We start from the raw sequence: 12,267 nt of genomic DNA, 5'->3' as shown, positions 1-12,267 counted from the left end.
GACTCAGCTGGTCTGAAGCTGGCGGAGGTGCTGCTGGACATGGTCCAGGGCACCTTCCCGGCGGCCCGGCACCCTGAGTCTCAACTCCGCGAGCGCGGGCCCGAGTTCACGGGCCCGCGCCGTGTCCTTGATGGCCCCCCACTGGTGGTGGGCCCGGTCGACGGCCGCCTCGACGGCCGGTGCGTCGGCCGGCTGCCCGGCGGCCAGCCGGGCGTGCGCGACGGTCAGCCAGGTACGGCAGCTGCGCACCGCGTCCCCGGCGAACATCGCCAGATCCGCCCGCACTTCGGACCAGTGCAGGGCCTCCTCGGAGGCCGGGCCGTGCGCCCGTGCGGCGGCCTCCTCCCAGCGGGCGGCGAGCCCGTCGGCCTCCGCGTACCGTCCGCCGCGCGCGGCCGCGCTGATGGCGTCGTGCGGATCCCCGCCGTCCGGGGTGTGGGTGCTGAGCAGAATGCTGTTCGCGACCTCGGCGCCGAGCCGCGCGAGCACCTGCTGGTGCAGCTGCGCCATCGACGGCCGGTGTCCACTGCGCAGCACGGTCGCCACGGCCTTCATGTACGACGGCGACGCGACCTCCCGCCGGGCCGGCGGCGGTGCGATACGCCCGTGCACGGCGTTGTTGCGCCCGGAGTCCAAGGGCACGGTACGCAGCCGTTCCCAGGTCTCGTGGTCGGCGTGCAGATCGAGGACGAGCGTGGTCGCCCCGGCCGGCCGCAGCCGCAGCTCCTCCCGGATCCAGTGCCACGGCAGGCCGGTGTAGCGGACGGTGGCGGGCGTGGTCCTGGCCAGCGCGAGATGCGGCAGTCGCTGCTTGCGGTCCAGATGCAGCTGGCCCGTGACGAACACGGTCAGCGGGCCGGGGGCGGCCGCGGCGGCCCGCAACCGGGTGAGGACGGCCTGCGGCTCCAGGGGGTCGGCGAGTTCGACGACGTTGGCGGTGTCGGTGCCGGAGAGTATCGCCGGGGGGACGGCCGCGAGCACGGAGAGCACGGCGGCCGCGTCCACCAGACACGCTCTGCCTGTCGGCGAGGCCGCGAGCAGCAGCACGGTTCCGGGCATCGGCCCTCCCCTTTGTTCCCCAGATCCACTTACGTGTCAGCACGTTAACCGCTGCGCCTGCAAAGCGGAGGGTGCGGGAGAGGTTTGGGGTGGGATGGGGTGTTCCCGGGGTGGGAGAGAGCACGACCGGTCCTGGACCTGTGCCCACGGTCCTCTTGACAGCCACCACCGTCCGCGCCCAGATCTCAGGTGGCCCCCGTGATCTCCGGCACCCCCGCCGGCCGCCCACACCCATCACCCGCCCCCACCCCAACGAAATCAGCCCCACCACCCGAAGGCAGCACCGGACCGTCCGGCACCCACTGCCGCCGCCCCAGGGCCACCCCACCGCCCCCGCGTCCGCCGTCGCGTCGGCCGCCCCGCCGTCAGCGGACGCAGCACGGTACGGCGGGTCGTCTCGGCGATGTCCCGCATGTGCAGCATCCGCCGCTCGCCGCTCGTCCGGACCACACAGGCGAGGATCGCCAGCAGCCCGGCGAAGGCGACGAGGATGAAGTCGGGCAGCCCGGCCTGGTACTGCTGCGGCCAGGCGCTGTCCACGGCGATGTAGTCGAAGACCGACAGCACCGCGAACACGGCCGTCGTCCAGACACCGCAGATCGCCGCCGCGATCCCGGGGACCAGCACGATCCAGGAGATGATCCGGAACCCCTCCGTGGTGTTGAGGTCGACCGTCGTGATCCCGGCCAGCAGGAGCAGCGGCGCCGCCCAGGAGAAACTCCGGCCCCGGGCCCACTGCAGGGGCTGCCGGCTCAGCAGATCCTGCCACCGCCGCGGGGCCGGGTGGTCGGTCACGACAGTCAGGGAAACACGCGCCGGGACGCGACGCATGTCGTGGCCGCTGCGCACGGTTCGTACGGCCGACTTGCCAGGGGGTACCCGCAGGTGTGCTCTGGAACCTGGGGGCGAGGAGAGAGGAGCACTCTCATGGCTCAAGCGGCACCCACGTCCGGCGGCACGCGTCGGGACGTCCGTCCGCCCGACATCTTCAGCCCGCAGACCCACCTCATGGGCAGACTGGCCTTGCCGATCGTCACCGGGCTGATCTACGGCTACTGGGCGGCCTCGAACCGGCGCAGCGGCGGGTCCATCACCGGCTGGAACCTGCTGTTCGGCTTCGTGACCGCGATCGTCTTCGCGCTGGTGCTGTTCGGCGTGCTGACGATCGGCCCGCGGCTGCGGCGGGAGGTGCACGCGCTGATGTGGACGGCGTTCATGGGGGTCGCCTTCGGCTTCCTGTACAGCCAGAGCGGAGAGTCGGTCCTGCGCTCCGTCGGTATGTCCCTGGCGGTCGCGGCGGTGACCTTCATCGTGATGTTCTACCGGTTCTACACGCACGAGGACGCGGCCGGGCATCGCGTCCGATGACCGCATCCGGTGACCGCGTCCGACGACCGCATCCGGTGACCGCGTCCGACGACCGCATCCGGTGACCGCACCGGATACGCGTGGGCCCCGGCCGGCAGGGCCGGGGCCCACGCGCTCCCCTTTTCCCCTCACCGGTCGCCGGGCCGCCGAAGGCGCCCGGCGACATCCCTGCGAAGCCTCTCCGGCTGTTCCGCCGGGGAGGAGATCTCCGCAGCACCAGGAAACACCCGTTCGGGTCAGCCCTCCACTGGAGCGCGGCGCCCCAAGGGTTTCCGGCACCCGGCTGCCCGCCCGTGGCCGTCGTATCGTCCGTTCGGCTCGACTTGACGCCCCGCCGTGCCCCGGATGCAGTCACACCGGTCGCCTGACCGGTCCTCAGGGGCTTGCCTGGAAGCGTGCCCTCAGTGCCCACAGGGCCCGCGCGGCCCGTAGGGCCCACCCGGGCCGTACGTCTCCGGAACGCCCTGTCGGCCCTGCTGATCGCGCTGTGCTGTCTGCTGCTGCCGTTCGGCGCGCTGGCGGCCTGGGCGGCGTACGGGCTGGCGGACACCGGGCAGTACGTCAGTTCGATGGCGCCGCTGGCCGACGATCCGGACGTCCGGGACGCGGTGGCGGACACCGTCGGCGAGGGCATCATGCGCGAGGTGGACGTCGGCCGGCCGATGCAGGGCACGATGGCGCCCTTCGTGCGCGAGGCGGTCCGCTCCTTCACCCAGACCCGGGCGTTCCGGCTGGCCTGGGACGCGGGCAACCGGGCCGCCCATGACGCGATCCTGCGCGCGCTCCAGGACGAGGACGAGGACGAGCAGGCCGTGACCGTCGACCTCGCCCCGGTCACCGCCCAGGTCAAGGACCAGCTCACTCAGGACCATGTGCCGCTCGCGGCCCGTATCCCGGTCCAGCACACGGCCGTCGTGGTCCTTCCGGCGGCGGAACTGGACCAGCTCCGGAAGGGGTTCCACGTGCTCGAGGTCGCCGGATTCTGGCTTCCGGTCGCGGCCGTCGTCTTCGCGGTCTGCGGTATCGCCCTCGCCGTCCACCGCCGCCGTGCGGTCATGGCGACCGCGCTGGGCACGGCGCTCGGCGGTGGCCTGCTGCTTCTCGCTCTCACCGTCGGCCGTCGTCTCACCCTGGCCGGTCTGCCGCCCGACGTCCCGCACCCGGCCGCGGCCGCCGTCTACGACGCCCTGACGTCCACCCTGCGCACGGTCTCCTGGCTGCTGCTGGTCCTGGGCCTGGCGGTGGCCGTGCTGGCCTGGCTCGGCGGACACATCCGCCGGCGTCCGGACGAGGAGCGGAAACTGCCCACCGGCACACCCGATTCCGCCTCTCTCAGGGCGGATTCACAGCCTGCCGGTCAGGACATGCCCATCACGTAACCGACCGCTTCTCCCGCGGACACGCGGTGGGCGCCCCGGCCGAGCACCGTGACGGAACGACGGCCACCGGTACGGAACACCGGCGGCCGACGTGAGCTGAGGAGCCCCCATCCGATGATCCGTCTCACCGCGCGCCGTGCGGCCGTCGACGGCCTGCTGGACTGACCCCCGTCAGGGGCGCCGCGCCGCGAGTTCCGCGAGCGTGCGCAGCGCCCCCACCAGCTCGGGCTCGGCCGTCGAGGCGAGCGCGAGCCGTACCGCGTCCGGTGTCCGCTTCGGGTCGACGCGGAAGGCGGTACCCGGCGTGATCCCGATCCCGTGCGCCGCCGCGGCCGCCGTGAAGCCGTCCGCCCGCCAGGGCGCGGGCAGCTCCCACCAGGCGAAGTACCCGCACGGGTCGGCCCGTACGGCGAACCCGTCGAGCAGCTCGCGGACCAGCCCCTGCCGCCGCCCGGCCTGCTCCCGCTTGGCCGCGACGAGCCGCGCCACGGTGCCGTCCCCGATCCACCGCACGGCCGCCTCCAGCGCGAACGCCCCCGGCCCCCACCCCCCGGACCGTACGGCGGCCGCCACCGCGTCCACGTGGTCCTCCGGTACGACGACGAACCCGACGGTGAGGCCGGGTGCGACCCGCTTGGAGAGCGAGTCGACGACATGGACGAGGCCGGGCGCAAGGGCGGCGAGCGGCGGCTCGGTGCCGGTGTGCAGAAACGACCAGACCCGGTCCTCCACGACCGGCAGCCCCAAGTCGCTCACGACACTGGCGAGTTGGTGCCGCCGTTCGGTCGGGACGGTCAGGGACGTCGGATTGTGCAGGGTCGGCTGGAGGTAGAGGGCGGAGAGCGGGGCGGACCGGTGCGCGGCGCGCACGGACTCGACGACCGGCCCCTGTTCGTCCGTCGCCACCGGGACGAGCGTGACGGAGAGCCGGGCCGCGACCTCCTTGACCAGCGGATACGTCAGCGGCTCCACCCCGACCCGGCCGCCCGGCCGTACCAGCGAGGCCAGGGCGGCGGCGATGGCCTGCCGGGCGTTGCCGGTGAAGAGGACGCGGTCGGGGTCGGGCCGCCAGTCGTCGGTGGTGAGCAGCGCGGCGACGGCCTCCCGGGCCCGCGGGGTGCCGTCGGTGGCGCCGGTGCGCAGTGCGTCGGCGAGCGCGTCGGGCCGGAGCAGGGGCGCGAGCGCGGGGGCCAGCAGCTCCGACTGCCCAGGCGCGGAGGGGTAGTTGAGCTCCAGATTGACGCGGGCGGTGCCGTCTTCGGTCAGCGCCCGCCCCTGCGGGGTGACCTCGGTGGCCCGGACGAAGGTCCCACGCCCGACCTCGCCCACCACCAGCCCGCGCCGCACGAGTTCGGTGTACACCCGCCCGGCGGTCGAGGCGGCGATCCCGTGCCGCCTCGCGAACGCCCGCTGCGGTGGCAGCCGTTGCCCGGCCCGCAGCCGCCCCCGCGCGATGTCCAGCGCGATCCGGTCGGCGATTCCCCGAAAGTCGTCCACGGCCCGTCCCCCCGTCAGCATTGCACCGAGAGCAAAGATCTTATTGCACCGAGGAGTTGCCGACACCTAGGGTCGTTCACATGCCCCCCTTCCTCGCATACGACGACAATGACCCCCAAACATCGCGCACCCCCTTGCTGCTCATCCACGGCCACCCCTTCGACCGCACCATGTGGCACCCCCAGCGCACCGCCTTCGCCGCCTCCCGCCGGGTCATCGCCCCCGACCTGCGCGGCTACGGAGCCTCCCCGGTCACTCCCGGCCGTACCCCGCTCTCCCGCTTCGCGGCGGACCTGGAGGAGCTCCTCGACGCCCTGGGCGTGGAGACCTGCGTGCTCGCGGGCCTGTCGATGGGCGGCCAGATCGCGATGGAGTGCTACGACCGTTTCGGCGCCGACCGCGTGCGGGGCCTGGTCCTGGCCGACACGTTCCCCACCCCGGAGACACCGGAGGGCAGGCGGGCCCGCAACGCCATGGCCGACCGGCTGCTGCGCGAGGGCATGCGGGGCTATGCCGACGAGGTCCTGGAGAAGATGGTCGCCCCCTATGCCCGCCCGGAGGTCAAGGCCCACGTGCACCGCATGATGACGGCCACCGACCCCGAGGGCGCGGCGGCGGCCCTGCGCGGCCGGGCCGAACGCCCCGACTACCGCCCCCTGCTGACGAAGGTGACGGCCCCGGCGCTGGTGCTGGTCGGCACCGACGACGAGTACACCCCCGTCTCCGACGCCGAGGCCATGCACGCCCTCCTCCCCGACGCCACCCTCCGGATCATCGACGCGGCCGCCCATATGCCCAACCTGGAACGGCCGGAGGAGTTCAACCGGGTGCTGGGGGAGTTCCTGGCGCGGGTGGATTTCCTGGCGCGGGTGGACGAAGGGCCGTAATCCCGGCCGGGTGACGACGGCGCCCGGCCCCGGATCCCGGCTCGCGGCCCGGGCGGCCGCCCTGCTCCTCCTCGGCGTGACCGTCGTCGTCGGTTGCCGCATCGCCGACACCGACGCCGTCACCCCCGTCCCCCAGCTCCTCGCCTTCCTCCCCTGGCTGCTCGTCCCCACCCTGCTGGGGCTGCTGCCCACCCTGCTCGCCCGCCGGTGGCCCGGTCTGGTCCGGGGCGCCGCCCTGCTGCCGGCCCTCGGCTGGTTCGTCGAGCCGTACGGCAGCGGCGCCGAACCGGCCGGCCGCACCGCCGGCCGGCCCGCCCCCACCGCCTCGGTGTTCGGCACCCAGATCGACCACGTCCCTGTCTCCCGGGACTTCTCGGCGACCGGCGCCCGCTTCCTGCGCCTGTCCGACACCGACCACCGTGCCCTCGTCGTCGACATCACGCTCCACCAGCACAAGCCCTGATAATGGGCGCATGTCCCGCGAGTTCCCGATCGGCCTGACCCCTCCCGACTGGCTGGTAAGGAACCTCCGGCCCCAGCAGGCCCCGCCCCTCAACTGGCCCGCCCTGGCCCGCGCCGCCCTCGGTATGGCCCTCCCGCTCGTCATCGGGCTCGCCGTCGGACAGCCCGCGTACGGCGCGCTCGCCTCCATGGGTGCCCTGTCCGGGGTCATCGGCGACACCGCCGACGCCTACCGGATGCGGATCCTCAACATCGCGGTCCCCCAGCTCTTCGGCGCCGTCGGCGTCACCGCCGGCGCGCTGGTCTACGGCCAGGGCTGGCTGACGGTCGTCGTCGTCACCGGCATCGCGCTGGTCTCCGGGATGATCTCGACGATCGGCGCGGTCTCCTCGGTCTCCGGACTGCTGCTCCTGCTCAACTCCGTGATCGGCGCGGGCCTGCCGCTGCCCGGCCCCTGGTGGCTGACGCCCGTCCTGATGACCGGCGGCGGCCTCCTGGTGCTTCTCCTCGCCCTGCTGGCCTGGCCGCTGCGGTCGGGCGTGCCCGAACGCTCGGCGGTCGCCGCCACCTACCGCACGGTCGCCGAACAACTGGTCGCCATCAGCACGGCCGACGCCGAGCAGTACGACCGCGCCCGGCACACCGTCACCCAGTCGCTGAACCAGTCGTACGACCTGATCCTCGCCCGGCGTGCCCGGTACCGCGGCCGCAGCCGTGAACTCACCCGCATGCTGGCCCAGCTGAACGCGATCACCCCGGTGGTGGAGGCCGCACCCGCCGCCCGGCTCGCCGGCAAACCGCTGCCGCCCGAGGTCCCGGCGGCGGTCCGGCACATCGCCGACGCCATCGACACCGGCTACACGGGCCCGATAGGACTCGACCTCCCCGAGCCGCTCAACGAGACCTCCCGGGCCGTCGACCACGCCCTGCGGCATGTCGCCGACGTCGCCACCACGCCGGACGTCGACCCGCGCGGCATCGACGACCGCCTCGGCCGCCCCGCCGCCCTCGGCATCCGCACCGCCCGCGCCGCCCGCAACGTCGTGCTCTCCGCCAACTCCTGGCGCTACGGCATCCGCCTCGCCCTCTGCATCGGCATCGCGCAGGCGCTGGTCTCCCTCATCCCGGTCCCGCGCTCCTACTGGGTCGCGCTCACCATCACGTTCGTCCTCAAGCCCGACTTCGGCTCGGTGTTCTCCCGGGCGCTGCTGCGCGCGGTGGGCACGGTGGCCGGGCTGGTGGTGGCGGCGACCGTCCTCACCCTGGTCCCGCGCGGCTGGTGGGACGTCCCGGTGATGATGATCCTGGCGCCCCTGATCCCGGCCCTCACCCCCCGCGGCTACGGCTTCCAGACCGCCGCCGTCACCCCGGTGATCCTGCTCCTCTCCGACGTACTGAACCACCAGGGCACCGGCCTGCTCCTGCCGCGCCTCCTGGACTCCCTGATGGGCTGCGGCATCGCGCTGATCGCCGGATATCTGCTGTGGCCGGAGAGCTGGCACACCCGGGTCGGCGACCGGCTCGCGAACGCGGTGGCGGACACCGCGGACTATGTCGACCTGGCCTTCAGGGAGGGCGCGGACCCGGCCGCCCGCGCCCGGATGCGCCGCCGCCTCTACCGCGACCTGTCCACCATCCGTACGGAGTTCCAGCGTGCCCTGACCGAGCCGCCGCCCACCGGCCGCCGCGCCGCCGCCTGGTGGCCGCTGGTCGTCGCCGTGGAACGCATCGTCGACGCGACGACGGCGGCCCGGGTCCGGGTACGGCACGGAGCACCGCACCCGGCCCCGGCCGAGGTGGACCAGATCGCCCTGCAACTACGCGAGTTGGCCGAGGGCGTCCGCGAGGCGGAAACCCTGACCGCGGTCCGCACCGACCTCACGGGCCCGGCGGACGGCGTCCTGGAACCACTGCGCCAGGAGGTGGCGGCGGCGAGGGCGATCGCGTCCCCACACTGACCGGCCGTGGGTGTCTGTTTCCGTCTCAGACGCCGATGTCGCAGCCGTCCTTGCGCCAGACCGCGACGACCGCCGGACGGACGATCCGGCCCGGGCCGTCGGGCCAGACACTCGCCGGGTTTTCCACCGTGGCGCCGGTGATCTCGCCCGGATGCTGCACGGCCACCAGCACCCGCCGGTCCTGCACCAGCGGACCGCAGGTCTCGGCGCCGGTCGGCATGGTCAGGAACTGCTTCAGCTCACCGCGCCGGTCGCCCCGCGTGGCCACGCCGAACAACCCGTCGTGGTAACCGAGCTGCGCGCCGTCCGTCGAGATCCACAGGTTGCCGTGCGGGTCGAAGGCGACGTTGTCCGGGCAGGAGATCGGGCTGACGTCGTCCTTGGGGAAGCCCGCGAAGTAGGTCGCGGGGTCGTCCGGGTCGCCGGCGACGAGGAACAGCGTCCAGGCGAACCTCGTGCTGTCGGCCCGGTTCCAGCGCTCGGTCAGCTCGAGGATGTGCCCGTGCTTGTTGGCGTTGCGCGGGTTGGCCTCGTCGGCGGGGGCGTTGCCGGTCAGACCACGGTTGGTGTTGTTGGTGAGGGCGACGTACACCTTCCCGGAGCGCGGGTTCGGTTCGATGTCCTCGGGCCGGTCCATCTTCGTCGCGCCGACCTTGTCCCCGGCGAGCCGGGTGAAGACGAGCACCTCCTCGACGCTCATCCCCGCCACATGCGAGACGGCGCCCTTCGCGGTGGCGGTGACCAGCGGGATCCATTCACCGCTGCCGTCGAACTCCCCGTCGTTCGGCAGCTTCCCCGTGCCGTCGATCTCGATGGCGGGCGAGTCCCCGGTGAGCTTGGCGACGTACAGGGTCCCCTCGTCGAGCAGGGAGAGATTGTGCTCGCGTACGGACCGCCCGCTCCCGTGCCGCATCCGCTTGCTGCCGACGAACTTGTAGAAGTAGTCGAACCGCTCGTCGTCCCCGGTGTAGACGACCGGCCGCCCGTCGTCGGTGAGCCGCACGGTCGCGCCCTCGTGCTTCACCCGCCCGAGAGCGGTGTGCTTACGGGGAGTGGAGGAGGGGTCGTACGGGTCGAACTCGACGACGTACCCGAAGCGGTGCACCTCGTTGGGCTCCTGGGCGACATCGAACCGGGAGTCGAACCGCTCCCACTTCCGCTCCGTGGCCCCCGTCCCGATCCCGTACCGCTTGTCCGTCGCCCGGCTGCTGTTGGCGAAGTACTGGTTGAAGTTCTCCTCGCCGTGGAGGGTGGTGCCCCACGGGGTGGTGCCGCCGGAGCAGTTGTTGAGCGTGCCCAGCACCCTGCGGCCGGTCGGGTCGGCGGAGGTCTTCAGCAGGTCGCTGCCGGCGGCGGGGCCGGTCAGCCGGAACTCGGTGGTTACGGTGACCCGCCGGTTGAGGTGATGCCGGGGTACGACGGTGAGCTTCCCGCTCCCGCGGTCCTCCTCCACGACGACCGCGGACAGCCCATGGGCCGCCCAGGCGACCTCGACCTGCTCACGGGTGGGGTTGGCGGCGTCATAGCCACGGAACATCAGCACTTCGTCGGTGTACTCGTGGTTGGCGACGAGAAGCTGCCTGCCCCGCTCGCCGGGCACCGGCAGCAGCGCCAGGAAGTCGTTGTTGTACCCGAACTGACCGGCCTGCGCGGCGGCGGTCTGGTTGTCGGGGTCGAAGGCGGGCGCGCCGCGCAGGATGGGCTCGCCCCAGCGGATGACGACGTTCTGGGCGTAGCCGTCCGGGATGGTGACGGTGTCGGCGTTGTTGGGAGCGACGGCGGTGAATCGCAGCCCACGGGCGCCGGATTTGGAAGCCGTCGGGGAGGTCTTCTTGGAGATCTCCTTGGACGCGGCGGCAGCGGGCCGGGCCCCCGCGACGCCGACGCTCCCGGCAGCCGCGGCGACGGAGACGACGGCGGCGGCCCGCATGGCGTTACGACGGCTGAGGGCACCGGCGATGACATCGCCGACGTACGGGTTCGCGCTGGTGTTGGGCACCTCGTGGAAGCAGGCGTCACCACACCGGAACCGGCAGGTGAGGGCGGAGCGCCCACCAGGATGCTCGGCGTTGGGCGTCCCGACGAGTGGCAGCAGCTTGCGCACTTTACTCTCCCCTTGCGATCTTTTGGTGTGAGCGTGACCCTAGGGGCGTGATTGTGCACACGAACGGCCGATGAATGAACGAGAGATGAACTGGGAGGAACCGAAGGAGAGTTGGCGATGGGCCGGAACTCGACCGCCGTACGCCCGACAGGAGTCATCGACCCTCCCCAAGATCGCAACCTGGGGCCGCTAACCTTACGTGTCCGTCCTGGCCAGCGATTGACGGGTATCAACTCACGCGAAGGGTTGCGCACATGGGCATTCTCACTCTCCTGCGGAACGCATTCGGCCGGTCGCGAAAGCCGCGCCCCGCCGAGGCAGAGGGTGCAGACCAGCTCCCCTCGCAGCCGACGCCGGCACCGGCGCCGAAGCAGGAAGCACCAGAACCGGCCGCCCCCGCGGTGGTCCCGGAACCCCGCCCGGCAGACACCGACGAGCACGATCTGGTGTCGGCGGCATTCGACAACGTGACGGTGCCGAAGCAGGCGTCGCGAACGATCGAGCCGGAGATCGAGGTTCGGGGGGAGGCGGAGGCCAAGGCCGACGCAGAGGCGGAGGCGGAGGCAGAGGCCAAGGCCCATGCGGAGGCGGTGGCGGTGGCTGAGGCCGGCCCAGTGGCTGAGGCCAAGTCTGAGGTGACGGCTGAGCCAGAGGCTGAGGCGACGGCTGAGCCGAAGGTTGAGGCCGAGCCGGAGGCCGAGACGACCGCCGCGACCGAGCCGGTGGCTGACGCCAAGCCGGGGGCTGAGGCGACGGCTGAGACCGAGCCCGTGACTGGGGCGGCGGCTGAGCCGGAAGCTCATGACGAGCCGGTCGCCGAGGCGGTTGTCGAGCCGACGCCGGCAACGGAGGCAGTGGCCGAACCGACGGCCGAGGCTGAGCCCGAGGCCGCGATCGAGCCGACGCCCGAGCCCCAGCCCGAGCCGGAGGCCGAGGCGGTTGTCGAGCCGACACCGGCAACGGAGGCAGTGGCCGAACCGACGGCCGAGGCTGAGCCCGAGGCCGCGATCGAGCCGACGCCCGAGCCCCAGCCCGAGCCGGAGGCCAAGGCGGTTGTCGAGCCGACACCGGCAACGGAGGCAGTGGCCGAGCCGAAGGCCGAGGCTGAGCCCGAGCCGAAGGCCGAGGCCGCGATCGAGCCGACGCCCGAGCCCGAGCCGGTCGCGGAGCCGGAGCCCGCCGCCACCGCCGAGCCCGAGACCACCCCGGCCGAGGAGGCCGAGGGCGAGCCCGCACCGGCAACCGCCGAGACGACCAACGCCCCCGAGCCGGAAATCGAGGCGGCTTCCGATCTGGAGGCTGAGCCCGAGGTCTCCCCGGAACCCGCCGCAGCCGCCGTCGGCGAGTCCGCCCCACAGGGGCCACCCGCACCCGACGACGAAACCGTCACGGGTGGTGCGGGTGGGAACCATCCGGCCGAAGGCGAAGCCGAGGCCGGCGGCCCCCCCCCCCCCCCCCCCCCCCCCCCCCCCCCCCCCCAACCCCCCCCCCCCCCCCCCCCCCCCCCCCCCCCCCCCCCCCCCCCCCCCCCCCCCCCCCACACCCCCCCCACG

The 12,267-nt window shown here is 73.1% G+C and carries 8 protein-coding genes and 2 pseudogenes (1 of these 10 running past the window's edge); 6 read left to right on the top strand and 4 right to left on the bottom strand.

Translation table 11 applies throughout. The features are described 5' to 3' along the window. Positions 1-3: 3 nt before the first annotated feature. Both ABTY98_RS15880 and ABTY98_RS15875 read right to left on the bottom strand, forming a co-directional pair. The gene (locus ABTY98_RS15880) at positions 4-1,059 is read right to left on the bottom strand and encodes a hypothetical protein (RefSeq protein WP_352221486.1); all 1,056 of its coding nucleotides are present in this window, start codon (positions 1,057-1,059) and stop codon (positions 4-6) included. 258 nt (positions 1,060-1,317) lie between these two features. Next, positions 1,318-1,854, bottom strand: coding sequence for a hypothetical protein (locus ABTY98_RS15875; protein ID WP_502994232.1), 537 nt, complete (start codon positions 1,852-1,854; stop codon positions 1,318-1,320). 132 nt (positions 1,855-1,986) lie between these two features. On the opposite strand from ABTY98_RS15875, the gene ABTY98_RS15870 reads away from it, so the two are divergent. Together ABTY98_RS15870 and ABTY98_RS15865 are read left to right on the top strand one after the other, a co-directional pair. Further along, positions 1,987-2,427 carry a hypothetical protein gene (locus ABTY98_RS15870; RefSeq protein WP_352221485.1) on the top strand — a complete coding sequence of 147 codons (441 nt, stop codon included), beginning with the start codon at positions 1,987-1,989 and terminating at the stop codon, positions 2,425-2,427. Positions 2,428-2,831: 404 nt separating this feature from the next. Beyond that, positions 2,832-3,806, top strand: a complete 975-nt coding sequence (locus ABTY98_RS15865; RefSeq protein WP_352221484.1) for a hypothetical protein — start codon at positions 2,832-2,834, stop codon at positions 3,804-3,806. Positions 3,807-3,977: 171 nt separating this feature from the next. On the opposite strand, the gene ABTY98_RS15860 is transcribed toward ABTY98_RS15865, so the two are convergent. Then, the gene (locus tag ABTY98_RS15860; RefSeq protein WP_352221483.1) at positions 3,978-5,303 is read right to left on the bottom strand and encodes an aminotransferase-like domain-containing protein; all 1,326 of its coding nucleotides are present in this window, start codon (positions 5,301-5,303) and stop codon (positions 3,978-3,980) included. A gap of 80 nt (positions 5,304-5,383) precedes the next feature. On the opposite strand from ABTY98_RS15860, the gene ABTY98_RS15855 reads away from it, so the two are divergent. The 3 genes and pseudogenes from ABTY98_RS15855 (at position 5,384) to ABTY98_RS15845 (ending at position 8,610) form a co-directional block, all read left to right on the top strand. After that, positions 5,384-6,190, top strand: coding sequence for an alpha/beta fold hydrolase (locus ABTY98_RS15855; protein ID WP_352221482.1), 807 nt, complete (start codon positions 5,384-5,386; stop codon positions 6,188-6,190). A gap of 10 nt (positions 6,191-6,200) precedes the next feature. Continuing rightward, a pseudogene (locus tag ABTY98_RS42295) lies at positions 6,201-6,485 on the top strand (endonuclease/exonuclease/phosphatase family protein); the annotation flags it as partial. Positions 6,486-6,663: 178 nt separating this feature from the next. Continuing rightward, entirely contained in the window at positions 6,664-8,610 is a 1,947-nt protein-coding gene (locus tag ABTY98_RS15845) for an FUSC family protein (protein ID WP_352221480.1), read from the top strand. A gap of 25 nt (positions 8,611-8,635) precedes the next feature. Here the strand turns inward: ABTY98_RS15845 and ABTY98_RS15840 are convergent, their stop codons facing one another. After that, a complete protein-coding gene (locus tag ABTY98_RS15840) occupies positions 8,636-10,714 on the bottom strand; it encodes a PhoX family protein (protein ID WP_352221479.1) in 2,079 nt (692 codons plus the stop codon). Positions 10,715-10,968: 254 nt separating this feature from the next. Here ABTY98_RS15840 and ABTY98_RS42290 point away from each other — a divergent pair. Continuing rightward, positions 10,969-12,267: pseudogene (locus ABTY98_RS42290) on the top strand (VWA domain-containing protein); it runs 740 nt beyond the window's last position.

It is taken from the genome of Streptomyces sp. NPDC096040, assembly GCF_040303265.1.
In the GTDB taxonomy this organism is placed as follows: Bacteria; Actinomycetota; Actinomycetes; order Streptomycetales; family Streptomycetaceae; genus Streptomyces.
Note: the sequence above shows the minus strand (reverse complement) of the source record. Positions and strands in the feature narration are given on the sequence as shown.

Excerpts from the sequence above, each read along its gene's own strand:
- ABTY98_RS15855 (WP_352221482.1), top strand. The coding sequence starts at position 5,384 with ATGCCCCCCTTCCTCGCATACGACGACAATGACCCCCAAACATCGCGC.
- ABTY98_RS15880 (WP_352221486.1), bottom strand. The coding sequence starts at position 1,059 with ATGCCCGGAACCGTGCTGCTGCTCGCGGCCTCGCCGACAGGCAGAGCG.
- ABTY98_RS15870 (WP_352221485.1), top strand. The coding sequence starts at position 1,987 with ATGGCTCAAGCGGCACCCACGTCCGGCGGCACGCGTCGGGACGTCCGT.
- ABTY98_RS15845 (WP_352221480.1), top strand. The coding sequence starts at position 6,664 with ATGTCCCGCGAGTTCCCGATCGGCCTGACCCCTCCCGACTGGCTGGTA.